The 24,773-nt window shown below is 72.9% G+C and carries 21 protein-coding genes; 13 read left to right on the forward strand and 8 right to left on the reverse strand.

Features of this window, described 5'->3' with window-relative positions:
- The first annotated feature begins 155 nt into the window (after positions 1-155).
- Genes QIY60_RS26805 through QIY60_RS26830 form a run of 6 tightly spaced genes read left to right on the forward strand, consistent with a single transcriptional unit; the run spans position 156 to position 5,396 of the window.
- Complete coding sequence (locus tag QIY60_RS26805) at positions 156-1,544, forward strand: ATP-binding protein (protein WP_283144742.1); 1,389 nt, start codon at positions 156-158, stop codon at positions 1,542-1,544.
- Positions 1,541-1,963: a roadblock/LC7 domain-containing protein gene (locus QIY60_RS26810; protein ID WP_190091196.1), complete on the forward strand. Its 423-nt coding sequence runs from the start codon at positions 1,541-1,543 to the stop codon at positions 1,961-1,963. The genes QIY60_RS26805 and QIY60_RS26810 overlap by 4 nt, the downstream gene beginning before the upstream one ends.
- Positions 1,960-2,319 (forward strand): DUF742 domain-containing protein, encoded by a 360-nt coding sequence (locus tag QIY60_RS26815; RefSeq protein WP_283144743.1) that lies wholly within the window; start codon positions 1,960-1,962, stop codon positions 2,317-2,319. Before QIY60_RS26810 ends, QIY60_RS26815 begins: the two co-directional genes overlap by 4 nt.
- The gene (locus QIY60_RS26820; RefSeq protein ID WP_283144744.1) at positions 2,294-2,926 is read left to right on the forward strand and encodes an ATP/GTP-binding protein; all 633 of its coding nucleotides are present in this window, start codon (positions 2,294-2,296) and stop codon (positions 2,924-2,926) included. Before QIY60_RS26815 ends, QIY60_RS26820 begins: the two co-directional genes overlap by 26 nt.
- Positions 2,923-4,170: a cytochrome P450 gene (locus QIY60_RS26825; RefSeq protein WP_283144745.1), complete on the forward strand. Its 1,248-nt coding sequence runs from the start codon at positions 2,923-2,925 to the stop codon at positions 4,168-4,170. The genes QIY60_RS26820 and QIY60_RS26825 overlap by 4 nt, the downstream gene beginning before the upstream one ends.
- Positions 4,167-5,396, forward strand: coding sequence for a cytochrome P450 (locus QIY60_RS26830; RefSeq protein ID WP_283144746.1), 1,230 nt, complete (start codon positions 4,167-4,169; stop codon positions 5,394-5,396). The genes QIY60_RS26825 and QIY60_RS26830 overlap by 4 nt, the downstream gene beginning before the upstream one ends.
- Positions 5,397-5,507: 111 nt before the next feature.
- Here the strand turns inward: QIY60_RS26830 and QIY60_RS26835 are convergent, their stop codons facing one another.
- Positions 5,508-6,224 carry a flavodoxin family protein gene (locus tag QIY60_RS26835; RefSeq protein WP_283144747.1) on the reverse strand — a complete coding sequence of 239 codons (717 nt, stop codon included), beginning with the start codon at positions 6,222-6,224 and terminating at the stop codon, positions 5,508-5,510.
- A gap of 109 nt (positions 6,225-6,333) precedes the next feature.
- Complete coding sequence (locus QIY60_RS26840) at positions 6,334-6,834, reverse strand: Asp23/Gls24 family envelope stress response protein (RefSeq protein WP_283144748.1); 501 nt, start codon at positions 6,832-6,834, stop codon at positions 6,334-6,336.
- A 280-nt stretch (positions 6,835-7,114) separates the two neighbouring features.
- Here QIY60_RS26840 and QIY60_RS26845 point away from each other — a divergent pair, with 280 nt between their 5' ends.
- Together QIY60_RS26845 and QIY60_RS26850 are read left to right on the forward strand one after the other, a co-directional pair.
- On the forward strand, positions 7,115-8,665 hold the full coding sequence (locus tag QIY60_RS26845; protein WP_283144749.1) for an FG-GAP-like repeat-containing protein: 1,551 nt from the start codon (positions 7,115-7,117) through the stop codon (positions 8,663-8,665).
- Between the two features lie 189 nt (positions 8,666-8,854).
- Positions 8,855-10,081: a glycoside hydrolase family 64 protein gene (locus QIY60_RS26850; RefSeq protein WP_283144750.1), complete on the forward strand. Its 1,227-nt coding sequence runs from the start codon at positions 8,855-8,857 to the stop codon at positions 10,079-10,081.
- Positions 10,082-10,211: 130 nt separating this feature from the next.
- Here QIY60_RS26850 and QIY60_RS26855 read toward each other — a convergent pair whose 3' ends face one another.
- The gene (locus QIY60_RS26855) at positions 10,212-11,378 is read right to left on the reverse strand and encodes a serine hydrolase domain-containing protein (protein WP_283146083.1); all 1,167 of its coding nucleotides are present in this window, start codon (positions 11,376-11,378) and stop codon (positions 10,212-10,214) included.
- A 190-nt stretch (positions 11,379-11,568) separates the two neighbouring features.
- Between QIY60_RS26855 and QIY60_RS26860 the strand changes: the two genes are divergently transcribed.
- Complete coding sequence (locus QIY60_RS26860) at positions 11,569-13,092, forward strand: beta-ketoacyl-[acyl-carrier-protein] synthase family protein (RefSeq protein ID WP_283144751.1); 1,524 nt, start codon at positions 11,569-11,571, stop codon at positions 13,090-13,092.
- A 15-nt stretch (positions 13,093-13,107) separates the two neighbouring features.
- Here QIY60_RS26860 and QIY60_RS26865 read toward each other — a convergent pair whose 3' ends face one another.
- From QIY60_RS26865 to QIY60_RS26875, 3 genes are all read right to left on the reverse strand, one after another.
- Positions 13,108-15,414 carry a glycosyl hydrolase family 18 protein gene (locus tag QIY60_RS26865; RefSeq protein ID WP_283144752.1) on the reverse strand — a complete coding sequence of 769 codons (2,307 nt, stop codon included), beginning with the start codon at positions 15,412-15,414 and terminating at the stop codon, positions 13,108-13,110.
- 119 nt (positions 15,415-15,533) lie between these two features.
- A complete protein-coding gene (locus tag QIY60_RS26870; protein WP_283144753.1) occupies positions 15,534-16,382 on the reverse strand; it encodes an alpha/beta hydrolase in 849 nt (282 codons plus the stop codon).
- Complete coding sequence (locus QIY60_RS26875) at positions 16,375-16,968, reverse strand: TetR/AcrR family transcriptional regulator (protein ID WP_283144754.1); 594 nt, start codon at positions 16,966-16,968, stop codon at positions 16,375-16,377. The genes QIY60_RS26870 and QIY60_RS26875 overlap by 8 nt, the downstream gene beginning before the upstream one ends.
- Positions 16,969-17,122: 154 nt before the next feature.
- Here QIY60_RS26875 and QIY60_RS26880 point away from each other — a divergent pair, with 154 nt between their 5' ends.
- Genes QIY60_RS26880 through QIY60_RS26890 form a run of 3 tightly spaced genes read left to right on the forward strand, consistent with a single transcriptional unit; the run spans position 17,123 to position 20,479 of the window.
- Entirely contained in the window at positions 17,123-17,479 is a 357-nt protein-coding gene (locus QIY60_RS26880) for a hypothetical protein (RefSeq protein WP_283144755.1), read from the forward strand.
- A gap of 34 nt (positions 17,480-17,513) precedes the next feature.
- On the forward strand, positions 17,514-19,262 hold the full coding sequence (locus QIY60_RS26885; protein WP_283144756.1) for a cation acetate symporter: 1,749 nt from the start codon (positions 17,514-17,516) through the stop codon (positions 19,260-19,262).
- Positions 19,259-20,479, forward strand: coding sequence for a histidine kinase (locus tag QIY60_RS26890; protein ID WP_283144757.1), 1,221 nt, complete (start codon positions 19,259-19,261; stop codon positions 20,477-20,479). Before QIY60_RS26885 ends, QIY60_RS26890 begins: the two co-directional genes overlap by 4 nt.
- On the opposite strand, the gene QIY60_RS26895 is transcribed toward QIY60_RS26890, so the two are convergent.
- Positions 20,460-20,993, reverse strand: coding sequence for a GNAT family N-acetyltransferase (locus QIY60_RS26895; RefSeq protein ID WP_283144758.1), 534 nt, complete (start codon positions 20,991-20,993; stop codon positions 20,460-20,462). The two genes, QIY60_RS26890 and QIY60_RS26895, sit on opposite strands and share 20 nt — an antisense overlap.
- A 67-nt stretch (positions 20,994-21,060) precedes the next feature.
- Between QIY60_RS26895 and QIY60_RS26900 the strand changes: the two genes are divergently transcribed.
- Positions 21,061-21,999 carry an SDR family oxidoreductase gene (locus tag QIY60_RS26900; RefSeq protein ID WP_283144759.1) on the forward strand — a complete coding sequence of 313 codons (939 nt, stop codon included), beginning with the start codon at positions 21,061-21,063 and terminating at the stop codon, positions 21,997-21,999.
- Positions 22,000-22,008: 9 nt separating this feature from the next.
- Here the strand turns inward: QIY60_RS26900 and mgtA are convergent, their stop codons facing one another.
- On the reverse strand, positions 22,009-24,747 hold the full coding sequence (mgtA, locus tag QIY60_RS26905; RefSeq protein ID WP_283144760.1) for a magnesium-translocating P-type ATPase: 2,739 nt from the start codon (positions 24,745-24,747) through the stop codon (positions 22,009-22,011).
- Positions 24,748-24,773 lie beyond the last annotated feature (26 nt).

Here is a 24,773-nt window from a genome sequence, read left to right on the forward strand (position 1 = left end):
GTTTCGTAAAGAATCGGACTCCCGCGTTCAGGTTCGAAAGGATCTTCGTGTAAAACAGTGCGGGACCGGTCAATGACAGTGTGTACTGGCCACGTTCGCCTTCCGGGGCGGTCGTCCACATGCCCTTCTCCCGATCTCCCCTGAAGGTCCATCAGATGATTGAGATACCGGACCTGGCCGCCGGAGGCCTGGCGGCCGGGACCTTGTCCGCGTTCGTGCTGGCGGGCGGTCTGCTGAGCTCCCGGCGCCGGGGAGCCCGGCAGCAGGAGGAGATCGCCGAGCTGCGCTCCCAGGGGGAGGGCGCCCGTGCCGAGACGGGCCGGGTGTCCCGGGCGTACGCCGCCGAGGTGGCCCATCTCGCCCAGCGCCGCGTCCCGGCCGAGGCGACCCGCGCCGCGCATCCGCACGTGCAGGTGCCCGGCCCGCTCCACCCGGACCTCGCGGGCACCGAGCTCGGCGCGGGCCTCGACGGCGTCCTGGAGGGCGTCGCGACCGCCGTGGCGCAGGAGCGCAAGCGCGTCGACGCCGCCGCCCGCGCGGGCATGCGCGGCGCCACCCGGGAGATCCAGGCCGGGCTCTACCGCCTCCAGGACCAGCTGCGCGGACTCCAGCAGCGCTACGACGACCCCGAGCTGGCCCAGACGCTCTTCGCCCTCGACCACGAGAACGAGCAGTCGCTGCGGCGCGCCCAGGTCACCGCCGTGGTCTGCGGCGCCTGGGTCGGCCTGGCCCGCGAGGAGTCGCACCTGGTGGACGCGGTGACAGGTGGTCAGTCCCGGCTCGTCGGCTACCACCGCGTCCGGGTCCACAACCATCTGGAGACCGGCACCGCGCTCGTCTCGCACGCCGTCGAGCCCGTCGCGATCATCGTGGCCGAGCTGCTCGACAACGCGCTGCGCCACTCCGCCCCGGACACCGAGGTCGTGGTGAACCTCGAACGCGCCCACCACGGCGTCTCGGTCACCATCGACGACGCCGGGGTCGGCATGAACCCCGACGAACGCGCCTACGCCCAGCGGATGGTGGCCGGGACCGAGCCGATCCTGCTCTCCGAACTCGGCGACCCGCCCCGGATGGGCCTGGCCGCGATCGGCCAGCTGACCCGGCAGTTCGACCTCTCGGTGGACCTGTCCTCGCCGTCACCCTACGGTGGCGTCCGCGCGGTGCTCCTGGTCAAGAACCACCTGCTGAGCCGGATCGACCCGGTCCGGCGGCCGCCCGCCGCGGCCGCGCCGCGCTCCACGCGCACGGCCGCCGAGCCGAGCGCACAGCAGCCCGTCGCGCCCTACGCGGCCGAGCCCGCCGCGCCGTACGCACCCGAGCCCGTCGCCGCGTACGACACCGGCGCGATCACCCATGAGCCCGCGCCCGACGGCGACGCGCTGCCCCAGCGGCGCCGCCGCGCCCGGGCCGCGCTGCCCGCCGAGACGGCCGCGGCGCCCGCCCGTACCCCCGAGGAGTCGGCCGCCGCGCTCGGCGCACTGCAGTCCGGCACCGCAGCGGCCCGCTCCGCCGCCCCCACCGAAGGGAACGAACCGCGATGACCAGCGGCACTACCGGCGAGAACTCGTGGGTGCTCGACGCGATCCTGGAGATCCCGCACGTCCGGGCCGCCGTCCTGCTCACCCGGGACGGCCTCGTCTCCGGCTACACCCAGGCGCTGTCCCAGGCGTCCGCCGAGCGCACCGCCGCCATCATGAGCACCGTGCAGGGCGCCTGCCGCACCGCGGCGGCCGCCTTCGCGGACCAGGAGGACGCCCGCATCCGCCAGGTCGTCATCGAGTCGGACCACGGCTACATCCTGGTCGCGCCGACCGCCCACGGCACCTGTGTGGCCGCCTACGGCGACCCGGACGTCCGGCTCGACCTGCTCGCCCACCGCGTCCACTCCCAGGTGGCCCGGCTCGGTGAGAAGACCATGGCGGCCGCGCCGCGCGGAGCCGACGGCGCCACCCACGCATGACGGGCCGCCGCGGCGGCCGCCCGCTGGTTCCCGCCTATCTGTCCACCGGCGGTGTCGCGCGGCCCAGCCGCAACAGCCTGGAGCGGCTGTCCGTGCTGACCGGCGGGGGCGGGCCGGAGCCCGCCGGACTGCCCGCCGCCCAGCACGCCCTGCTCGACGTGCTCGACGGCGGCTCGCTCACCGTCGTCGAGACGGCGGCGCTCCTGGAGCTGCCGGTCTCCGCCGTCCGGGTGCTCGCCGCCGAGCTGATCGACGAGGGCCTGGTGAGCGCCCGCCCGCCCATTCCCGTCGCCGCACTGCCCGCCCCCGATCTGTTGAAGAGAGTGGCCGATGGCCTCCGCGCCCTCAAGCAGTAGCCCCGGCTCCACCGGCGCCGCCGGGGCCCGTGGGATCCATCTGCCCGACACCGCACGCGAGTTGGTGAAGATCCTGGTCGCGGGGCCGTTCGGGGTGGGCAAGACCACCCTGATCGACTCGGTCTCCGAGATCCGCCCGCTGCACACCGAAGAGCACCTGAGCGAGGCGTCCGCCCGGGTGGACGACCTCGCCGGCGTCCGGGACAAGACCACCACCACGGTCGCCATCGACTTCGGGCGGATCAGCCTGGGCGGGGGAGTGGTGCTCTACCTCTTCGGCACCCCCGGACAGGAGCGTTTCCGCTCGCTGTGGGCGGACATCGCCTACGGGGCGCTCGGCGCCCTCGTCCTGGTGGACACCCGGCGCATCGACGACTCCTTCGACGTGCTCGGCCTGGTGGAGGAGACCGGACTGCCGTACGCGGTCGCGCTCAACACCTTCCCCGACTCCCGCCCGTACACCGAGGAGCAGCTGCGCCGCGCGCTCGACCTGGAGGCCGGCACCCCGATGGTGACGTGCGACGCCCGCGACACCAACTCCTCCATCGACGCGCTGCTCGCGCTCGTCCAGCACCTGATCGCCCGCAACCGCCCGGAGACCCGGTGAACCCGCACCCCGCCTACCCCGCCCCCGCAGCCGCCTTCTCGCTCTCCGCGCCGGTGCGGCTGTGGGAGGACGGCTTCGCCGCCGACCCGCACGCCTACTACGCGGCGCTGCGCGCCCAGGGCCCGGTCGGCTGGGCCGAACTCGCCCCGGGCGTCCCCGCGTACGTCGTCACCGACCGGCGGGCCGCGCTCGACCTGCTGCACGACTCCGACACCTGGTCGCACGACCCGAGGCCCTGGGAGGCCACGGTCGCGGCCGACTCGCCGATCCTCGGCATGATGCGCTGGCGGCCCAACGCGCTCTTCGCGGACGGCGACGCCCACATCCGCTACCGGCGCACCCTGCTCGACGCCTTCGACCTGGTCGAGCCGCACGACCTGCGCGAGCGGGTGCACCGGGCGGTGGACATCCTGGTGGGCCGGTTCGGCCCGGCCGGGCGGGCCGACCTCGTCACGGAGTTCGCCCGGCCCCTGATGGCGCTGATCTTCAACAACCTGTTCGGCCTGCCCGACAGCGAGAGCGGCCGCCTCGACGCCTCGCTGGGCCAGATGATGGAGGGCGGTGAGCGGGCGGCGCAGGGCGAGGCCGAGTACGGCCGCTACGTCCTCGAACTCGTCGCCGCCAAGAGCGCGCAACGCGGCGACGACCTCACCAGCCGGCTCCTGGACCACCCGGCGGGGCTCACCCCCGAGGAGGTCACCTGGCAGGTGTTCCTCACCCTCGGCGCGGGCCACGAGCCCACCGCCAACCTCGTCTCCAACGCGCTGTCGCGCATCCTCGGCAACCCCGCCTACTACTCGACCCTGACCAGCGGCTCGCGCCCGGTCGCGGACGCCGTCGCCGAGGTGCTGCGGTACGAGACCCCGCTCTCCAACTACGGCATCCACTTCGCCCGCGAGTCGCTGAGCTTCCACGGCGTGTGGATCCAGGCCGCCGTGCCGGTGGTCGTCTCCTACGGCGCCATCGGCCACTTCGCGGAGCACCGGTTCGCCGGGGCGCACCACCCGCACGACGCCTCGCACCTGTCCTGGTCCGCGGGCAACCACGGCTGCCCGGTCAAGCAGCACACCCTGCTGATCGCCACCGAGGCCATCGAGCGGCTCACCCAGTGGCTGCCCGACCTCGACCCGACCACCGAGCGCGGGCGCCTGACCTGGCGCCCCGGCCCGTTCCACCGTTCGCTCACGTCGCTGCCCGTCCGCTTCACCCCGCGCACCCCCGACCAGCCAGGAGAACGAGCATGACCCCGTCCACGCGTGTGCCCCTCGACCCGTTCGGCGCCGACATCCCCGCCGAGAGCGCCAGGCTGCGCGCGCTCGGCACGGTGGTCCCCGTCGAGCTGCCAGGGGGCATCCCCGCCTGGGCGCCCACCGGTTACGACACCCTCAAGTCCCTGATCCTCGACCCCCGGGTCAGCAAGGACCCCCGTCAGCACTGGCGGCTCTGGTCCGAGCTGGGCGAGCACCCCGACTGGGGCTGGATCCTGGGCTGGGTCGGCGTGATCAACATGCTCTCCACGTACGGGGCCGACCACACCCGGCTGCGCAAGCTCGTCGCCCCGAGCTTCACGGCCCGGCGCACCGAGGCGATGCGCGCCCGGGTGGAGGAGATCACCGCCGAGCTGCTCGACTCGCTGGCCGAGGCGGCCGCCTCCGGTGAGCCGGTCGACCTGAAGGCGGCCTACGCGCACCCGCTGCCGATGCGGCTGATCTGCGAACTCTTCGGCGTTCCCAGCTACTTGGTCAAGGACATGGCCCGGCTGATCGCGGCCATCATGGACACCTCGGACCCCAGCCCCGAGCACGCCGAGTCCGTCCAGAAGCAGATCGCCTATGTGCTGCCCTCGCTCATCGCGTTCAAGAGCGAGGTGCCCGGCGACGACATGACCACCGAGCTGATCAAGGTCCGGGACGAGGACGGCGACCGGCTCAGCAACGACGAGCTCCTCTACACGCTGCTGCTCGTCATCGGCGCCGGCTTCGAGACGACGGTCAACCTCATCGGCAACGCCGTCGTCGACCTGCTCCACCACCCCGACCAGCTCGCCGCCGTCCGCGCCGGCGAGATCAGCTGGGACAACGTGATCGACGAGGTCCTGCGGGTCCACCCGTCCATCGCCACCCTGCCGCTGCGGTTCGCCGTCACCGACATCGAGGTCGACGGGGTCACCATCCCGGCGGGCGACGCCATCGTCACCACCTACGCGGCGGCCGGCCACGACCCGGCCCACTACGGCGAGGACGCCGGGGCCTTCGACGCCACCCGCGCTGCCGACGACCACCTGGCCTTCGGCATCGGCGTGCACCGCTGCATCGGCGCGCCGCTGGCCCGGATGGAGGCGCTGGCGGCGCTGCCGACCCTGTTCGAGCGCTTCCCGGACCTGCGACTCGCCGCCGAGGCCGACGAGTTGAGCCAGGTGCCGTCGTTCATCGCCTTCGGCTACCAGGAGATCCCGGTCCGGCTCGGCTGAGCCGTGGTCCCGTGCGGGGGGCGTCACCCCCGCACGGGCCCGCGTACGACGCGATCCGGCGGCGCTCCACCGCTTCCTTTCGGACGATCTGAGCGGCCTCGGCGCCGGCCCTCACCGGTGCTCGGGGTTGGCGAAGTCCTCCCGGCAGCCCGCGTCCCACGCCGACCGCTGGTTGCCGTGCGCGGGGACGCCGCCCGCCCGCTTGAGCATCGCCGCCAGGTGCATCAGGTTCCAGCTCATGAACGACGTGTTGCGGTTGGTGAAGTCGTTCTCGGGGCCGCCCGAGCCCGGGTCCAGATACGACGGACCGGGCCCCGCCTCACCGATCCACCCCGCGTCGGCCTGCGGCGCGATGGTGTAGCCGAGGTGCTGGAGGCTGTAGAGGAGGTTCATGGCGCAGTGCTTGACGCCGTCCTCGTTGCCGGTGATCAGACAGCCGCCGACCCGGCCGTAATAGGCGTACTGACCCTGCTCGTTCAGCAGGCTGGAGCAGGCGTAGAGCCGCTCCACCACCCGTTTGGCGACCGAGCTGTTGTCGCCCAGCCAGATCGGCCCGCAGAGCACCAGGATGTCGGCCGCCATCACCTTCTCGTACAGCGCGGGCCAGTCGTCGCTCGCCCAGCCGTGCGCCGTCATGTCGGGCCACACCCCGGTCGCGATGTCGTGGTCGACGGCGCGGATCACCTCCGTACCGACCCCGCTGCCCTCCATCACCGCGCGGCTGCGGTCGATCAGGCCCTCGGTGTTGCTGACCTCGGGGGAGCGCTTGAGCGTGCAGTTGACGTAGAGGGCGCGCAGGTCGTCGTAGCGGTACGGCGTCGGGGCCATCGGCTCTCCTCGGGGCGGTGGGAGTCCTCCCCAGCCTCCCGGGTCCGGGGCCGCCGGGCCACCTCGGCGGCCCCGAACGAATGAGCCGGGCCCCGATGGCCCGGTCCCGCTACAGCACGCGGCCCTCGGAGGCCTCGGAGGAGCCGTCGTCGGGCAGGTGGACGTCGTCGACCGAGATGTTGACCTCCACGACCTCCAGACCGGTCATCCGCTCCACGGCCGCGATCACGTTCTCGCGTACCTCCGCCGCGACGGCCGTGATGCTCACGCCGTACTCCACCACCACGTCCAGGTCGATGGCGGTCTGCCGCTCGCCGACCTCGACCTTCACGCCCCGGCTGACGGCCGCGCCGCGTGCCCTCGGCACCCGGTCGCGCATCGCGCCGATGGTACGGGCGAACCCGCCGCCCAGCGCGTGGATGCCCGGCACCTCGCGCGCCGCGAGCCCGGCGATCTTCTCCACCACGCCCCCGGCGATCGTCGTCCGGCCCCGGGTCGCGGGTGGCTGACCCGCACCGCTCCGCGCGGTCTGCAGGGTGGTGCCCGAAGTGCCGGTGCGGTATTCGTCGGTGTCGGGTTTCTCAACGGCCGGGCTGATCGGCTCCGTCATCCGAAGCCACCTCCTGGGGGTCGGGGCCGGCGCGCGGGATCCGCGCGTTGTCGTCCTGCGAGTACCGTGCGCGCGGCTCGTCACGCGGGCAAGGGGGCGTCCGCGCCCCGTTCTTCGTCCAGCGTGCGTCAACACGGGCGCCGTCCGTTGCTCCGGCCGGGTTCTCCTGCTGTACAAGAACGCGCGAGACGGTGGTCGGGAGTGATCCCATGACTGCCGTGGCAACTGATGCCCCGTCAAGGCAAGGCGTCACCGGCGCCTTTCCGGCTGGAGGAAGATCATGAGACGAATCCGGTTGACCCGCTCCCTCCTCGCCCTCGCGGGCGCCCTCTCCCTGGCGACGCTGCCCGCGAGCCCCTCGGCCGCCGACCACAAGGGCACCCCGGTGCTCCGGGTGATGCCGCTGGGCGACTCGATCACCTGGGGCGGCGGCAGCCCCACCCTCTCCTCCTACCGGCGCCCGCTGTGGAAGATCATGCGGCTCGAAAGCCGCTACACCGTACGGTTCGTGGGCTCCAAGGCCTCCGGCAGCTTCGCCGACTTCTCCAACGAGGGCCACAGCGGGTACGTCATCAATCAGCTGCGCGACGGCATCGACGGGTGGATGGCGGGTGCCCGGCCCGACGTCGTGCTGCTCCACATCGGGATCAACGACATCGCCCGGGACATCGACCTGCCGCACGCCCCCGACCGCCTCGCGGCCCTGGTCGACCGGATCTACGCGGACAAGCCGGGCGTCACCGTCCTCGTGATGGGCCTCATCCCGACCACGAGCGGCCTGGAGGAGCCCGCCAAGGCCTTCAACGTACGGGCCAAGGCGCTGGAGAAGACCGAGCGCCAGGCGGGGCGGAAGTTCCGGTACGTGGAGCCGCCCGCGCTCACCCACGCCGAGTTCGTCGACCAGCTCCACCCCAACGACGCCGGGTTCCGGCGGATGGCCTGGGCCTTCTTCAAGCCGCTCGACACGGTGAAGCGGAGCGGCTGGGAGCGCGGGGGACCGGCGCTCGGCGCGGGCACCGAGGCGGGCGGGGCGAACTCCGTGCGCTGGGCGGACTTCGACGGCGACCGCCGCATGGACCGGTTCGCGCTGGACGGGCGCGGCGGTGCGTCCGTGCGCCTCAACCGGGGCGGCGACGGGCACGGCGGCTGGAAGGCGCTCGGCCGGGTCGTCCGGGGCCTGCCCGCGGCCCCGGCCCGGGTGCGGTTCGCGGACTTCGACGGCGACGGCCGCGCCGACTGCGTCGCCCTGGACGCGAACGGCGCCGTACGCGTCCACCTCAACCGGGGCGGCGACCCGCACGGCGGCTGGCAGGCGCTGGGGCAGGTCACCGGGGGCACCACGGCGGACGCGGGCCATGTGGTGTTCGCCGACTTCGACGGCGACGGCCGGACCGACTACGTCACCCTCGGCGCCACCGGCGAGGTACGGGTCCGGCTCAACCGGGGCGGCGACGGCCGCGGCGGCTGGACGGACTGGGGCCGGGTCGCCACCGGGGTGACCGCCGACGCGAGCCGGGTGCGGTTCGCCGACCTCGACGACGACGGCCGCCCCGACTACAGCGTGGTGGCGGCGAACGGCGCGGTCCGCAGCTTCCTCAACCGGGGCGGCGACCGCCGGGGCAGCTGGGTCGACCTCGGCAACACCACCACCGGCTTCACCACCGACGCCGCGCGGGTGTCGCTGGCGGACTTCGGCGGGGACGGCAACGCCGACTACATCCTGGCGGGCCCCTCGGCCACGGCGGCGTCCGTACACACCTGGGCGGGCGGCGACGGCCACGGCGGCTGGGTCGACCGGGGCCGGGTGGCCTCGGCGGCACCGAGGCCGTAGCCGTACGGAGACGAAGGCGGGGCCGCGACACCAAGTGAACGGTCGGGCCCCGCCAACACCCCTGCTTCCTCAAGGAAGTTGACGCACGCGCATTGACACGCCCTCCTCCCGCGACGATTCTGAGAGCGCTCTCACGAGGTGGAAGAACTCGTTCCTCCTCGCGGCGCCCCACGTAACCCGACGGATCCGATGAGGAGTTGGAGCGTGTCTGTCCTAGGAAAACCCCTGGCGCCCCTGGTCGCCGCGCTGCTCGTCGCAGCGGGGATCACGGCCACCGGCGCGGCCGGTCCCGCCACGGCCGGTCCCGCCACGGCCGCCGTGCCCCCGACCATTCCGCTCACCGTGACCAACAACTCCGGGCGCGGTGAACCGGTCTACATCTACAACCTCGGAACGCTGCTCTCGACCGGCCGGCAGGGCTGGGCCGACGCCGACGGCACCTTCCACCCCTGGCCGGCCGGGGGCAACCCGCCCACCCCGGCACCCGACGCCTCGATCGCCGGGCCCGCCGGCGGGCAGTCGACGACCATCCGGATACCCAAGTTCTCCGGCCGCGTCTACTTCTCGTACGGCCAGAAGCTCGTCTTCAAGCTCACCACGGGCGGTCTGGTGCAGCCGGCGGTGCAGAATCCGAGCGACCCGAACCGGAACATCCTCTTCAACTGGTCCGAGTACACGCTCAACGACGCCGGACTGTGGATCAACAGCACCCAGGTCGACATGGTCTCGGCCCCGTACGCGGTCGGCGTCAAGACCGCGAACGGCACCACCAAGTCGACCGGGCACCTCAAGCCCGGCGGCTACGACGGCTTCTTCTCCGCGCTCAGGGGAAAGCCGGGCGGCTGGGCGAACCTGATCCAGACCCGGCCCGACGGAGCGGTCCTGCGCGCGCTCGCCCCCGGCCACGGCATCGAGTCGGGCGCCCTGACGAAGACCGTGCTCGACGACTACATCAACCGGGTCTGGCAGAAGTACAGCACCTCGACGCTGACCGTCACGCCCTTCGCCGACCAGCCGAACACCAAGTACTTCGGCCGGGTCTCCGGCTCCACGATGAACTTCACCAACAGCGCGGGCGCGGTCGTCACCAGCTTCCAGAAGCCCGACTCCGACAGCGTCCTCGGCTGCTACAAACTGCTCGACGCCCCGAACGACCTGGTACGCGGCCCGATCTCGCGCACGCTCTGCGCGGGCTACAACCGCTCCACGCTGCTGGCCAACCCCAACCAGCCCGACACCGGGTCCGGCGCCTTCTACCAGGACGCGGTGACCAACCAGTACGCCCGCGAGATCCATGCCCGGATGGCCGACGGCAAGGCGTACGCCTTCGCCTTCGACGACGTCGGCAACCACGAGTCGCTGGTGAACGACGGGGATCCGCGGCAGGCGTACCTCACGCTCGACCCGTTCAGTTAGCCCCGGGCCCGACCCCCGACGGGGGACCGTGCTCTCGCCGGCGGTCGCCGACCCCATCCAGGACGACCGCAGCTGGCGTTCCGCCACCTCGACAACGGGGTGGGCCGCCCCTGAACGCCGCACCCGGGGTTCACAGTGCGCTGTAGACGGCCTCGACCAGCGCCATCTTGCGCGGGTCGTCCACGATGTGGGAGCCCATGCGGTTCATGACGTAGCCGAGGGAGATCCCCGCCTCCGGGTCGGCCAGACCGCAGGAGCCGCCGAAGCCGTCGTGGCCGAGGGCGCGCGGGTTGGGGCCGTACGAGCCGTTGAGGCCGCTCAGCCACAGGCCCAGGCCCAGCTCGGTCTCGTGCGCGAAGCCCGCGCCGATCACCAGGTCGCGGCAGGCGCCCTGGCCCTCGCGGACCCGCTCGGCGGCCTCGGGCGACAGGATCCGGCGGTCGCCGCAGCGGCCCTGCCGGGCGAAGATCCCGTACAGCGCGGCGATCGCGCGGGCGGTGCCGTGGCCGTTGGCCGCCGGGATCTCGGCGGCCCGCCACTTGGGGGTGTTGGCGTCGGCGGCCCCGGCGAGCGGGTTGGAGAGCGCGGCGATCGCCACCGGCTCCAACCGGGCGAAGAGCGCGGCCAGTTCGCTGCTGTCGGCGACCGGCGGGTGCACCAGCTCGGCGGCGCGCCCGGCCTCCTTCGCGTCGAGCCCGATGGTGAAGTCGAGCCCCAGCGGCCCGGTCACCTCCCGGTGCAGGAACTCGCCGGGCAGCACCCCGGTGACCCGCCGGACCACCTCGCCCACCAGATAGCCGTAGGTGAGCGCGTGGTACCCGGACCGGGTGCCCGGCTCCCACCACGGCTCGGTCGCGGCCAGGCGCGCGGTGGTCGTCTCCCATTCGTAGAGGTCGGCGAGGGTGTGCGGCTCGCGCAGCCCGGCGAGCCCGGCGCGGTGCGCGAGCAGATGGCGTACGAGGACGGACTCCTTGCCCGCGGCCGCGAACTCGGGCCAGTACGCGGCGACCGGCGCGTCCAGGTCGAGCAGCCCGCGGTCGGCGAGCAGGTGGGCGCACAGGGCGGTCGGGCCCTTGGTCGTCGACCACACGTTGACCAGGGTGTCCCGCTCCCAGGGGCGGGTCCGGGCGCCGTCGGCCCAGCCCGCCCACAGGTCGACGACGCTCACGCCGTCGACCAGGACGCTGACGGCGGCGCCCAGCTCCGCGCGGTCGCGGAAGTTCTCCTCGAAGGCGGTGCGGACGGCCTCGAAGCGGGCGTCGCAGTGGCCGTGGACCGGCGGTACGGGCTCAGTCATGGAGGGCATGCCGGGACCGTACCGACTGGTCGGACAGCGGGGAAGAGGGCCGGGAGCCGGGGGCCGCGCCGGGCCCGCCGAGGTGCTGGTGCGAGGGGGGACGGGCAAGATGTTTCCAGATCGGTTTGTCGACTTCCTGAGGCTGGCGTGACGCCTGAAGTCGTTCACGAATGCGAACCTGGGTGCGGCGATGAGCGAAGAGTCGGTCATGGGCGGGGAGTGCTGGCTCCTGACCACCGGAGAACTCGTACCGGGCGACGTCGTCGCGACCGGCGTGGACCGCTGGCACGTCGTGATGCGCACCGCGCCCGCCAGCGAGACCAGGACCCGGCTCGTCCTGCGCCCGGTGGGCGGCGGCCCCGACCAGGAGCGCCTGCTCGACCGGCGCGAGCGCCAAGTGGTGCGGGTGGGCCGGGTCGACCCCGCCGACGTGACCCAGCCCGAGGGCCCCGGCAGCGGCAGACGGCGGGTCGTGGTGACCGGCATCGGCGCGCTCACCCCGCTCGGCCCCGACGTCGCCGGGCTCTGGCAGGGGCTGCTCTCGGGGCGCTCGGCGGTGGAGCTGCTGGAGGGCGAGGAGTTCGACGGGCTGCCGGTGCGCATCGCCGCGCGGGCCGCGGTCGACCCGGCGGACCTGCTGCCCAGGCCCGCGGCGCGGCGGATGAACCGGTCCGCGCAACTTGCCGTGCTCGCCGCGCGCGAGGCCTGGCGGGACGCGGGCCTGGACCTGGAGGGCGCCCGCGAGAGCGGACTGCTGCCCGCCCGGGCCGGGGTGTCGCTGGGGTCGATCATCGGCGGTGCGCCGGTGCTCGTCGACGCCCAGCACCGCCTTGAGCAGCGGGGCCCGCGCGCGGTGTCGCCGCACACCGCGCCGATGCTGGTGCCCTCATCGGCCGCCGCCCAGATCTCCATCGACCTCGGCATCATGGGCGAGGCCAGCACCGTGGTGTCGGCCTGCGCCTCCGGCACCGAGGCCATCGGGCGCGCCGTGGACCGCATCCGCGACGGACACCTCGACCTGGTGGTGGCGGGCGGCACCGAAGCCGTGATCACCCCGGCGATCCTGGCCGCCTTCGCCGCGATGAGGGCCGTTTCCAGCCGCAATGACGAACCGGCCTCCGCGTCCCGCCCGTTCGACAAGAAGCGGGACGGATTCGTCCTCGGCGAGGGCGCGGGCGTGCTGGTCCTGGAGGCCGAGGAGCACGCCCGGGCCCGGGGCGCGCGCATCTACTGCGAGGCCGCCGGATGGGGTCTTTCGGCCGACGCCTTCCACATGGCGGCCCCCGAACCGGGCGGCCGCGGCATCGAGGCGGCGCTGCGGGCGGCCCTCGCGGACGCGGACGCCACGGCGGCGGACGTGGTCCACGTCAACGCCCACGCCACCGCCACGGTCGAGGGCGACCGGGCCGAGGCGCTGGCGCTCGGCCGGGTCCTGGGCGCGCACACCCAGGACGTCCCGGTCACCGCCAACAAGGGCGCGCTCGGCCATCTCCAGGGCGGCGCGGGCGGCGTGGAGGCCGTCGCCACCGTCCTGGCGCTGCGGGACGGGCTGATCCCGCCGACGGTCGGGTGCGACGACGTCGAGGACGGGATCGCCCTCGACGTCGTGCGCCGCAGCCCGCGCTCACTGCCGCTGGACGGCGACATCGCGCTCAGCGACTCGTTCGGCTTCGGCGGCCACAACGCGGTGCTGGCCTTCCGGAGCATCGGCTGAGCCGAGCGGGACCGCTCAGCCGAGCCCCCCGGCCAGCGCGCTCATCAGCGTGCCGCCGGGCGTGTCGCCGGACATCTCCCAGACCATGGCGCCGAGCAGCCCCTTCGACTTGAGGTAGGCCGTCTTCTTGCCGATCGACCAGGTGTCGTCGAAGGTCCACCACTGCCCGCCGGCCCCGGTGTAGCCGTACGTGGAGACGGACTGCTCGTCGTGGTGGACGGTCAGCCCGGGCACGCCGCCGATCATGTTGCTGTAGCCGCGCACCCCCGCCTCCTCCGGGAACTGGCCGGGCGCGGCCCCGTTGGCCGACTGCCACTCGCCGTGCGCCCCGCCGTCCGCGACGCTCTGCCAGCCGCGCCCGTAGAACGGGAAGCCGACGGTGAGCTTGCGCGGGTTGACCCCGGCGTCCAGATACGTCTTCACGGCCCCGTCGACGCTGAAGTGGGTGGCGTACGGGTCCTGCGCGTCGGTGTAGAGGTTCGCCTGGTGGCCGGTGCGGTTCGGCTCCCAGGAGTTGTCGCTTCCGGCGCCGTGGAAGTCGTACCCCTGCACATTGGCGAAGTCCAGGGACGAGAAGATCTTTGTGAGGTCCCAGCCCTGCTGGATCTTCGCCGGGTCGGCGGGGGTGAACGCGGTCAGGAGCCGGTGCGGGCCGCCGAGCGCGTCGAGCTGCTTGCGGAACTCGGCGAGCAGCAGGGCCAGGTTGGCCTTGTCGGCCGTGGAGTAGTGGTTGCCCGCGTGGCCGTCGGGCGAGCCGGGCCACTCCCAGTCCAGGTCGATGCCGTCGAAGACCCCGGCGCCGGTGCCCGGGCCGCCCGCGCCGTTGTAGGCGGGGAGATTGCCCTTGATCCACACGTCGACGCAGGACGAGACGAACTTCTTGCGCGAGGCGTCGGTGGAGGCGGCGTCCGTGAAGAACTTCGAGTACGTCCAGCCGCCGAGCGAGACGACGACCTTCAGGTGGGGGTACTTGGCCTTGAGCTTCTTGATCTGGTTGAAGTTGCCCCGGAGCTTGGCGTAGCCGTCGTCGGCGACGCCGTCCACCGACTGGGCGGCGCTGAACGGCCGGGCGTAGTCGGCGTCCGCGTCGCCCGCGCCGGTGCCCTGGTCGGGGTCCTGCGGGTTGGCGCCGACGCCCTTGGTGACCCCGGCCAGACACGTCAGACTGCCCGGATCGATGTTCTCGAAGGCGTAGTTGACGACGTCGAGCTTGGCGGCCGAGCCCGAGGTGTCGAGGTTCTTCACGAAGTACTGGCGGCCGTAGATGCCCCACTGGGCGAAGTAGCCGACCTTCAGGTACTTGCCGGTGCCCGCCTGGTCGTCGGTGGTGACGTCCAGGGCGTCGGAGGCGGGCGAGGCGTTGTCGGCCGCGTCCCGCGCCTTCACCGTGAACGTGTACTTGGTGGCGGGGCTCAGCCCGGCGACGGTCGCGGTGAGGGTGGCGGCGGGGAGCGTCTGGGAGAGCGCCCCGTCGCGGTACACGTCGTACGCGGCCACGCCGACGTTGTCGCTCGACGCGTTCCAGGCCAGGCTCACGCTCGTCGACGTCCGGCCGGTGGAGCGCAGGCCGCCGGGCGCGGTGGGCGGGGTCGGGTCGGAGGCCGGGTCGGTGGTCGTCGCGGTGACCACCGCGCTCCGCGGACCGGTGTTGCCCCGGGTGTCCCTGGCCCGGACCGCGAAGCCGTAGGAGGTGGCCGGGGTGAGGCCGGTGACCGTGGCCGAGGGGGCGGTCGCGGTGGCGACGACGGTGGTGCCGCTCAGCACGTCGTACGAGGCCACGGGGTAGTCACCGCCCGTCGCCGCGGCCCAGGAGAGCGACACGCTGTGCGCGGTGACCGAGGTGACCTTGGGAGCGCCGGGTGCGGACGGCGGCACGTCCGGGGTGCCGTCGCACTTGTCGCCGTTGACCGTGCACGCGCCGGGCGCGCCGATCGGCCCGCTCGCCACGAACCAGTAACTGTACGGCTCCGTCGTCGAGTTGGCCGCGACGGTCGCGTTGTAGTAGGCGTTCTTCACCGTCACATGGCGGCCGCTGACGGTGGCGTCGCCGTTGTAGTGGCCGCTGATGGTGACCCCGGCCGGCAGGTCGAACTCCAGGGTCCAGCCGGTGACGGGGGAGGAGGTGGTGTTGCGGATGACGTATGTCCCCTTCCACCAGGAGCCGTTGTCCTGGCTGCTGAAGGAGGCGGTGAGGCCGCTCGCCGCGTGGGCGGGGGTGGCGGCGAGGCCGGTGAGCAGGGCGACGGGGAGCAGCAGTGCGCCGAGCAGTGCGAGGAGTCTCCGGTGGGGCGAGGGGCCCCGTAAGGACGAGGGCGAGGACATGGTTCCTCCCTGCGGTGCCGTGGGGGATGGGACAGGGCGGATCGCTGCGCAACGTAGAAGGTCTGGACCAGACGGTCAACCGTCTGGTCCAGACCTTTTTCGCGCCCCTTGTCCGGCGGTTACACCGCGTCCCCGGCCATGACCCCCGCCAGCGTCCGCCGCAGCACCTTGGCGAACCGGACCGGATGCGTGCTCAGACCCACGTGGCCGCCCGGGAATTCGACAAGGCCGGTGCCCAGCCGCTCGGCCAGCACCGCCGCCGGGCGGGCGAGCAGCAGGCCCCGGGAGGCGCGCCCGCACGCCGGGACCAGCCGCCCTGAGTGCGCCGCCAGCGCGTCCACGTCCGGCAAGTGGCCGCTGAACTGGCTCAGTTCGCGCTCCAGGAACTGCGGCATGTTCTCCCGCATGCGCCGGAACCGTTCGGCGTCCGCGCTCGCCGAAGCGTCCCCGTCCCGCTCGTCGTCCGGCTCGTCGGTGCCCTCCTGGCCCGCCGCCGCGCCGAGCGCGGCCATCGCCGCTCCGAGCCCGTCGCGGCCGAACGCCTCGGCGACGCCCGCGAAGGCCGCTCGCCACCGGTCAGCGTCGGGCAGCAGCCCCAGCAACGGCGGCTCGTGGGCCACGACCAGCCGCAGCCGCTCCGGGTGCCGGGCCAGCAGGTCGAGTGCGATGACCGCGCCCGAGCTGCTGCCGAAGACGAAGGCGGGCTCGGTCGGCGAGACCTCGGCGAGCAGCCGGTGCATGTCGTCGCCGTGCACCTCCACCCGCTGGTCCCGGCCCCGTTCGCCGGCGGCGCTGCGGGACTTGCCGCGCGGGTCGACGGCGACGACGGTGAACCGGTCGGCCAGGTCCGCCCCCACCAGGTCGAACGAGGCGGCGTCCCCGCCCCCGCCCGGGATCATCAGCAGCACCGGACCGGTGCCGCGCTTCTCGTAGTACAGGGTCGCGCCGGGTACGCGCAGTTCAGGCATGGTTCGCTTCCTCCGTGGATGAGGTCGGCCAGTGTTCGAGGAGGACGTGCAGGGCCTCGACGGCCCGCCGCCACGAGGCCTCCACGTCGCGTACGTGGTTGAAGCCGCCCTGGGCCTCGATGCTGATGTAGCCGTGGAAGGTGCTGCGCAGCAGCCGTACCGCGTCGGTCAGGTCCGGCTCGGCGAGCCCGTAGCCGCGCAGCATCCCGTAGGTGATCTCCACGGTCCGCCGCATCGCGGGCGCGTCGGCGACGGCCGCCGGGTCGACCCGGATCTGGGTCGCCGCGTAACGCCCGGGGTGGGCCAGCGCGTACGCCCGGTACGCGTCGGCGAACGCCGTCAGGGCGTCCCGGCCCGACCGGCCCGCCACCGCGACGGCGATCTCGTCGATGAGCTCGCCGCCGGCCAGCAGCGCCACCCGGGTGCGCAGGTCCCGCACGTTCTTGACGTGGGAGTACAGGCTCGCGTCCTTCACGCCGAAGCGCCGTGCCAGGGCCGACAGGGTGACGTTGTCGAACCCGATCTCGTCCGCCAGCTCGGCGGCCGCCGCCGTGACCCGCTCTGCCGTCAGTCCCGCACGCGCCATGCGCCCCGTACCTCCGTCGTCGTCGTTCCTAGTGATCCTAGGTTTTAGCCTAGGGTACATAGGTATGCGTCCAGAGGCCATCCAGATCGCGGCTGCTCCTGCCGCGCCATCGCGACTAGTCTCTGGCGACACAGAGTCTCTGGGGGAGGCAGCCGTGCCGCAGGATCCGACGGAACGCCGTGTCGTCGTCACCGGGGTGCCCCGGCGCACCCGCGGGCTCACCGGCTACCGCCCCCGGACCGAGATCGACGAGCAGACCACCCTCGGTCACACCTATGTGCGCTCCCTCATGCGCAGCCAACTGCTCGCCGGGCTCGCCGTCCTCGCCGTCCTCGTGCTGCTTGTCGGCCCGCTGCCGCTGGTGTTCGCGGTGCGGCCGCAGAACCCCGGGCTCGTCTGGGGCGTGCTCGGCTTCGGCGTCTACCCGCCGCTCGTGCTGCTCGCCCGGTGGTACGTGAAACGGGCCGAGCGCAACGAACAGGACTTCGCCCGCCTCGTCGAGGACCGCTGACCGCCCGCCCGGCGCCGCCGAGGAACGTGAGAACGTGAACCAGAACTACGCCGTACCGGCCGTGGCCCTCGTGGTCCTCGCCACGGTCCTCGTCGGCGCGCTCGGCCTGCGCATATCCCGGACCACCTCCGACTTCTACGTGGCCTCGCGCACCGTCGGCCCCCGGCTCAACGCGGCCGCGATCAGCGGCGAGTACCTCTCCGCCGCCTCCTTCCTCGGCATCGCCGGACTCGTCCTCGTCCAGGGCCCGGACATGCTCTGGTACCCGGTGGGCTACACCGCCGGCTATCTCGTCCTGCTGGTGTTCGTGGCCGCCCCGCTGCGCCGCTCCGGCGCGTACACCCTGCCCGACTTCGCCGAGGCCCGCCTCGAATCCCGCTCCGTGCGGCGGCTCGCGGCCGCCCTGGTCGTCGGGGTCGGCTGGCTCTATCTGCTGCCGCAGCTCCAGGGCGCGGGCCTCACCCTCCACGTGCTCACCGGGGCGCCCCGCTGGTTCGGCGGCGTCCTGGTCGCGGTGGTCGTCGTCGCCACCGTCGCCGCGGGCGGCATGCGCAGCATCACCTTCGTCCAGGCCTTCCAGTACTGGCTCAAACTCACCGCCCTCCTCGTGCCCGCGCTCTTCCTGCTGCTCGCCTGGCACGGCGACGGCGCCCCGCGCGTCGCCTTCGACGAGCCCGCCGCCTTCCGCGAGCAGCGGACCGTACGCGTCGACGACACCCTCGACATCAGGCTCGCCGCCCCGCTCACCGTCACCGCCACCGGCACCGTCGACGGCACGCGCCACCACGCCCGGCGCCTCCTGCTGCCCACCGGCACCCACCGAGTCGAGCGCGGCACCCGGCTCGTCTTCGCCCCCGGCGACCCGGTCCCCAGCAGCGACGCGGGCAGCGCGGGCATGTCCACCCCGCTCGCCCACGCCCGCCAGGAACGCCCGCTGTACGCCACGTACGGCCTGATCGTCGCCACCTTCCTCGGCACCATGGGCCTGCCGCACGTGGTGGTCCGCTTCTACACAAGCCCGCACGGCGTCGCCGCCCGCCGCACCACGGTCGTCGTCCTCGGCCTGATCGGCGCCTTCTATCTGCTGCCGCCCGTCTACGGCGCCCTGGGCAGGCTGTACGCGCCCGAACTCGCCCTCACCGGACAGTCCGACGCGGCCGTGCTCGTCCTGCCGCACCTGGTGATCGGCGGGGTCGGCGGCAATCTGCTCGGGGCGCTGCTCGCGGGCGGCGCCTTCGCCGCGTTCCTGTCCACCGCGTCGGGGCTGACCCTGGCGGTCGCGGGCGTCCTCACCCAGGACGTGCTGCCGACCCGGGCCGTACGGCACTTCCGCCTCGCCACCCTGCTCGCGGTCGCGGTGCCGCTGGCGGCCAGCGCTCTGGTGGGCGGGCTTCCGGTGGCCGACGCGGTGGGCCTGGCGTTCGCGGTCTCCGCCTCCTCGTTCTGCCCGCTCCTGGTGCTCGGCATCTGGTGGCGCGGGCTCACCCCGCCGGGCGCGGTGGCCGGGATGGTGGCGGGCGGCGGCTCGGCGCTGCTCGCGGTCACCGCCACCATGGCGGGCCTGCCCGGCGGCGGGCCGCTGCACGCGCTGCTCGCCTGGCCCGCCCTGTGGTCGGTGCCGCTCGGCTTCCTGACGATGATCCTGGTGTCCCTGGCGACGGCGGCCCGGATCCCGGCGGGCACGGCCGCGATACTGGCCCGCTTCCACCTGCCGGAGGCGCTCTACGCCGGGCAGCACGGCGGACCGGCCCGCGCCGCCGCACCCCGTGAGGCCCAGGCGTGAACGGGTTCCTGGCCGGGATGTTCGCGGCGGCCCTCCCACTGGTCGCGGCCGGCTTCTGGGCCGGGCGGCGCACCGCGCGCCCGCAGGGGCTCGGCGATCTGGGCACGCCCGTCGAGCACGCCACCTTCCAGACCCTGCACACCGCGTCCCTGGCCGCGCCCCCGCTGCGGGCCGGGCTCACCCCCGACACCGCGCGCCGCGCCGTCCGCGGGCTGCGCACCCTGCTCGGCACCGACGCGCTGTGCCTGACCGACGGGTCCTCGGTGCTGACCTGGGACGGGGCGGGGGAGCACCACAGCGCGGAGATCCTTCAGCGGCTCGGCCGCATCCGCGAGACCGGCCGCGGCGAGGCGTTCCGCATCCGCTGCGACGACGACGGCTGCGCCCTGCACTGGGCGGTGGTGGCCCCGCTCACCGTCGACGACCGGGTGCACGGCGCCCTGGTCGCCTGCGCGCCGCGCGAGTCGGCGGTCCTCGTACGGGCGGCGGGCGAGGTGGCCCGCTGGGTCTCGGTCCAACTGGAGCTCGCCGACCTCGACCGGTCCCGCACCCGGCTGATCGAGGCCGAGATCAAGGCGCTGCGGGCGCAGATCTCCCCGCACTTCGTCTTCAACTCGCTGGCCGTGATCGCCTCGTTCGTGCGGACCGACCCGGACCGGGCCCGCGAACTGCTCCTGGAGTTCGCCGACTTCACCCGCTACTCGTTCCGCAGCCACGGCGACTTCACCACCCTGGCCGACGAACTGCACGCCATCGACCAGTACTTGGCCCTTGTCCGCGCCCGCTTCGGGGAGCGGCTCTCGGTGACCCTCCAGATCGCCCCCGAAGTGCTGCCGGTGGCGCTGCCCTTCCTCTGCCTCCAGCCGCTCGTCGAGAACGCCGTCAAGCACGGCCTGGAGGGCAAGACCGACAAGAGCCACATCAGCATCACCGCGCAGGACGCCGGGTCCGAGGCGCTGGTCGTCATCGAGGACAACGGCGTCGGCATGGAGCCGGACCGGCTGCGCCGCATCCTCGCGGGCGAGGCGGGACCGTCCGCCGGCATCGGTCTGTCCAACGTGGACGACCGGCTGCGCCAGGTGTACGGGGACGGCCACGGCCTGGTCATCGAGACGGCGGTGGGCGCCGGAATGAAGATCACGGTCCGGCTGCCCAAGTACCAGCCCGGCGTCCACTCGGCGCCGGGCCGGACAGGCCCTATCCCGCGTACTCGGTGAGGTCGATCGAGTGGACCGCCAGCTGATGGCCGTACCGCGGGTCCGTCGTGACCTTCTCCGGGACCATGCCCAGCTTGCGGATCACGTTCGCGGACGCGTCGTCGCCCACGCGCGCGATGGCGAGGACCCGGTCGAGCCCGCGGTCCTGGAGGGCGAACTCCAGCGAGGCGTGCGCGGCCTCCGAGGCGTACCCCTGCCCCCAGAACTGGCGCCCCAGACGCCAGCCGATCGCCACGGCGGGCAGCAGCTCGGGCAGGTCCTCGGGAACGAAGAGCCCGGTGAACCCGGCCAGCTCGCCCGAGCCGAGGAGTTCGACGGCGAAGAGCCCGAAGCCCTCCTCGTCCCACTCCTCCTCCCAGCGCTCGATCTCATCGGCCGTCTGCTCCAGATCGAGGACCGAGCCGTCCCCGGTCCAGCGCATGACGTCCGGGTCCGCGTTGATGTCGGCCAGGGCGGGCAGGTCGTCCTCGTCCCAGCGGCGCAGGAGCAGACGGGGGGTGTGGATCTCGGTCATGCGCCCATCCTGTCGAATACGGGGCCGAAGGGGTAATCCGCGGCTTCGGCGCGGGCAGACTCGGAGCGTGGACGGACCGGCCGGGCGGGCTTTGCGCGGGCGTGTGGCAGTGGTGGCCGGGGCCACCCGGGGTGCCGGTCGCGGCATCGCCGCCGCCCTGGGCGAGGCGGGCGCGACCGTGGTGTGCACCGGCCGCAGCAGCCGTACGCACCCGCTCCCGTCCGACTACGACCGCGGCGAGACCGTCGAGGAGACCGCCGAACTGGTCACCCGGCTCGGCGGCAAAGGCATCGCGGTCGCCGCCGACCACCTCGACCCCGCGCAGGTGAAGGCGCTGGCCGAGCGGATCGCCGAGGAGCACGGCGCCGTAGACGTCCTGGTCAACGACATCTGGGGCGCCGAGCTCCTCAAGGGCGGCCCCGCCGACTGGAACACGCCGGTCTGGGAGCACGACCTCGACGACGGACTGCGCATCCTGCGGCTCGCCGTCGACACCCATCTGATCACCTCGCACCACCTGCTGCCGCTGCTCGTCGCCCGGCCCGGCGGTCTGCTGGTCGAGGTGACCGACGGCACCGCCGCCTACAACGCGGCGCACTACCGGCTCTCCGTCTTCTACGACCTGGCCAAGGTCGCCGTGAACCGGCTGGCGTTCTCGCAGGGCCACGAGCTCGGGCCGTACCAAGGCACCGCCGTGTCCCTCACGCCCGGCTGGCTGCGCTCGGAGATGATGCTCGACGCCTTCGGCGTCACCGAGGAGAACTGGCACGAGGCGGCGGCCCCGCCGGACTTCGCGCTCTCGGAGTCGCCGCGGTTCGTGGGGCGCGCGGTCGCCGCCCTGGCGGCCGACGGCGACCGGGCCCGCTGGAACCAGAAGTCGGTCAGCTCCGGCGAACTCGCCCGCGTCTACGGCTTCACCGACGTGGACGGCTCCCGCCCCGACATCTGGCGCTTCCTGGCGGACCGCGAACGGGGGCTGGACGCGGACCCCGCCGACTACCGGTGACGCATACGGTCACAGCCAGGTGTGGAACTTCCGGATGTACCACGTCTTCACCAGCTGGGTGAGTGCGCAGTACGCGAGCAGCGTGCCGAAGAGGTACGGGAAGTAGGCCATCGGCAGGGCCGTGAAGCCCAGGCTCGCCGCCAGCGGCGAGAAGGGCAGGAACAGCCCGGTCGCCACCGCGAGGAGCGTCATCACCATCACCGGCCGGGAGGCGCGGGACTGGACGAACGGGATCCTGCGGGTGCGGATCATGTGGACGATCAGCGTCTGCGAGAGCAGCCCCTCGACGAACCAGCCGGACTGGAACAGCGCCTGGTGGGCCTCGCTGTCGGCGCCGAACACGTTCCACATCACCAGGAACGTGGTGACGTCGAAGACCGAGCTGATCGGCCCGATGGTGACCATGAACCGGCCGATGCCCTTGGCGTCCCAGTTGCGCGGCTTGCGCAGGTACTCCTCGTCCATCCGGTCCCACGGCGTGGCCAGCTGGGCGATGTCGTACACCAGGTTCTGGATGAGCAGATGGATCGCCAGCATCGGCTGGAACGGGATGAAGGCGGAGGCGACCAGGACCGAGAAGACGTTGCCGAAGTTCGACGACGCCGTCATCTTGATGTACTTGATGGTGTTGCCGAAGGTGGTGCGCCCCTGGACGACGCCCTGCTCCAGGACTGTGAGGTCCTTTTCGAGCAGGATGATGTCCGCCGACTCCTTGGCGATGTCGACGGCGGTGTCGACCGAGATGCCGACGTCGGCGTCGCGCAGCGCGGCGGCGTCGTTGATGCCGTCGCCCAGGAAGCCGACGGTGTGGCCGTCGGCCTGGAGCGCCCGGACGATCCGCGCCTTCTGGACCGGGTTGACCTTGGCGAACACCGTTGCGCGTGCGGCCACTTCGCGCAGCTGGGCGTCGTCGAGCAGGTCGATGGACGAGCCGGGCACGACCTCGCCCACGTCCAGGCCCACCTCGGCGCAGACCCGCGCCGCCACGAGCTCGTTGTCGCCGGTGACGACCTTGACCGCGATGCCCTTGTCGGCGAGGCCGCGCAGGGCCGCCGCCGCGTCCGCCTTCGGCGGGTCGAGGAAGGCCAGGTAGCCGATGAGGGTGAGCCCGGACTCGTCCGCCACGCCGTAGGCGGCGCGCGGCTCGGAGATCGTCCGGGTGGCGACGGCCAGGACCCGCAGCCCCCGCCGGTTGTTCTCCTCGGCGGTCCGCGTGACCCGTGCCCGCAGCGCGTCGGTCAGCTCCACCTGCTCGCCGTGGTTCCGCATGTGGGTGCACAGCGCGAGGACCTCCTCGACCGCGCCCTTGGTGACCATGACGTGCTCGGGGCGCGCGTTCTCCCCGATCAGGCTGTCGGGGTCGAGGAAGGTGTTGCGGCTGAGGACCACGGACATCCGCCGCCGGGCGAAGTCGAAGGGGATCTCGTCGACCATCGAGAACCGGGCGTCGACGACGACCTCCTCGGCCTCGTCGACCCGGTCGACGACCGCCTGGTCCATCAGGTTCTTCAGACCGGTCTGGAAGTGCGCGTTGAGGTAGCCGTACTCCAGGACCTCGTTGTCGTCGTCGCCGTGCACGTCGAGGTAGCGGTCGAGGACGATGCGGTCCTCGGTGAGCGTGCCGGTCTTGTCCGTGCAGAGCACGTCCATCGCGCCCAGGTTCTGGATCGCGTTGAGCCGCTTGACCACGACCTTGCGCCGGGACATGGCGACCGCGCCGCGCGCCAGGTTGGCGGAGACGACCATCGGCAGCATCTCGGGGGTCAGCCCCACCGCCACGGCGACGGCGAACAGGAACGCCTCGTCCCAGTCGCCCTTGGTGAAGCCGTTGATCGCGAACACCACCGGGACCATCACCAGCATGAACCGGATCAGCAGGAAGCTGACCTTGCGCACCCCGGTGTCGAAGTTGGTCTGCGGGCGCTCACCGGCCAGCGACCCGGCCATGGAGCCGAAGTAGGTGTCCGCGCCGGTGGCGACGACCACGCCGGTGGCGGTGCCGGAGGTCACCGACGTGCCCATCAGACAGAGGTTGTCCGCGTCCACCGGGTCCGAAGTGGCCGCTTGGCCCTGGTCGTCGGTACGGGTGTCGGCCTTGGCGACCGGCAGCGACTCGCCGGACAGCGCGGCCTGAGAGACCATCAGGTCCTTGGCGGACAGGATCCGCAGGTCGGCCGGGATCAGGTCGCCCGCCGCCAGCTTCACCAGATCACCCGGGACCACCTGGTCCATCGGCACCTCGACGGCGGTCGGCAGCGCGCTGCGGCCCGCCCTGCGCTGGACGGCGGTGGTCGTGGTCACCAGCTTCTTGAGGGCATCGGCCGAGCGGCCCGAGCGGTACTCCTGCCAGAACCGCAGCAGCCCGCTGACCCCCACCATCACGGAGAGGATGAGGACGCCCGGGTCGGCCGGGTCCTGCCAGTACATGACGGCGGCCAGGAAGACCAGGACGCCGATGAAGGGGTTCGCGTACGCCCTGGCGAGCTGGACCAGCCAGTTGGGGGTCTTCTCGTGGGCGACGACATTGGGGCCGAAGCGCTCCTGGCGGTCCAGGACCTCGGCCTGGCCGAGGCCTGCGCGGTCGGCGTCGAGGTCCTTGAGGACCAGGGAGGCGGGCCGGGCGCTGATCGAGACGAGCCGCTCGCCGGCGGCCCGGGTGCGGGCCTCCAGCTCGGCGGCCTTCCTCTCGCGGCGGCCGGGCAGTCCCCGGCCCGGCGGAGCGATCTTCTCCGGGGTAAGCATGGTCATGGCGAAATCTCCCTCCGGGCATGACG

The sequence above is a fragment of the Streptomyces sp. BPTC-684 genome, from assembly GCF_030028635.1.
In the GTDB taxonomy this organism is placed as follows: Bacteria; Actinomycetota; Actinomycetes; order Streptomycetales; family Streptomycetaceae; genus Streptomyces; species Streptomyces noboritoensis.

What these genes read in the sequence shown, in the direction of transcription:
- QIY60_RS26840 (WP_283144748.1), bottom strand. Translation starts at nt 6,834, where the DNA reads ATGACGGAGCCGATCAGCCCGGCCGTTGAGAAACCCGACACCGACGAA.
- QIY60_RS26860 (WP_283144751.1), top strand. Translation starts at nt 11,569, where the DNA reads ATGAGCGAAGAGTCGGTCATGGGCGGGGAGTGCTGGCTCCTGACCACC.
- QIY60_RS26850 (WP_283144750.1), top strand. Translation starts at nt 8,855, where the DNA reads ATGAGGAGTTGGAGCGTGTCTGTCCTAGGAAAACCCCTGGCGCCCCTG.
- QIY60_RS26810 (WP_190091196.1), top strand. Translation starts at nt 1,541, where the DNA reads ATGACCAGCGGCACTACCGGCGAGAACTCGTGGGTGCTCGACGCGATC.
- QIY60_RS26855 (WP_283146083.1), bottom strand. Translation starts at nt 11,378, where the DNA reads ATGACTGAGCCCGTACCGCCGGTCCACGGCCACTGCGACGCCCGCTTC.
- QIY60_RS26820 (WP_283144744.1), top strand. Translation starts at nt 2,294, where the DNA reads ATGGCCTCCGCGCCCTCAAGCAGTAGCCCCGGCTCCACCGGCGCCGCC.
- QIY60_RS26845 (WP_283144749.1), top strand. Translation starts at nt 7,115, where the DNA reads ATGAGACGAATCCGGTTGACCCGCTCCCTCCTCGCCCTCGCGGGCGCC.
- QIY60_RS26830 (WP_283144746.1), top strand. Translation starts at nt 4,167, where the DNA reads ATGACCCCGTCCACGCGTGTGCCCCTCGACCCGTTCGGCGCCGACATC.
- QIY60_RS26865 (WP_283144752.1), bottom strand. Translation starts at nt 15,414, where the DNA reads ATGTCCTCGCCCTCGTCCTTACGGGGCCCCTCGCCCCACCGGAGACTC.
- QIY60_RS26875 (WP_283144754.1), bottom strand. Translation starts at nt 16,968, where the DNA reads ATGGCGCGTGCGGGACTGACGGCAGAGCGGGTCACGGCGGCGGCCGCC.
- QIY60_RS26870 (WP_283144753.1), bottom strand. Translation starts at nt 16,382, where the DNA reads ATGCCTGAACTGCGCGTACCCGGCGCGACCCTGTACTACGAGAAGCGC.
- QIY60_RS26805 (WP_283144742.1), top strand. Translation starts at nt 156, where the DNA reads ATGATTGAGATACCGGACCTGGCCGCCGGAGGCCTGGCGGCCGGGACC.
- mgtA (WP_283144760.1), bottom strand. Translation starts at nt 24,747, where the DNA reads ATGACCATGCTTACCCCGGAGAAGATCGCTCCGCCGGGCCGGGGACTG.
- QIY60_RS26835 (WP_283144747.1), bottom strand. Translation starts at nt 6,224, where the DNA reads ATGGCCCCGACGCCGTACCGCTACGACGACCTGCGCGCCCTCTACGTC.
- QIY60_RS26815 (WP_283144743.1), top strand. Translation starts at nt 1,960, where the DNA reads ATGACGGGCCGCCGCGGCGGCCGCCCGCTGGTTCCCGCCTATCTGTCC.
- QIY60_RS26895 (WP_283144758.1), bottom strand. Translation starts at nt 20,993, where the DNA reads ATGACCGAGATCCACACCCCCCGTCTGCTCCTGCGCCGCTGGGACGAG.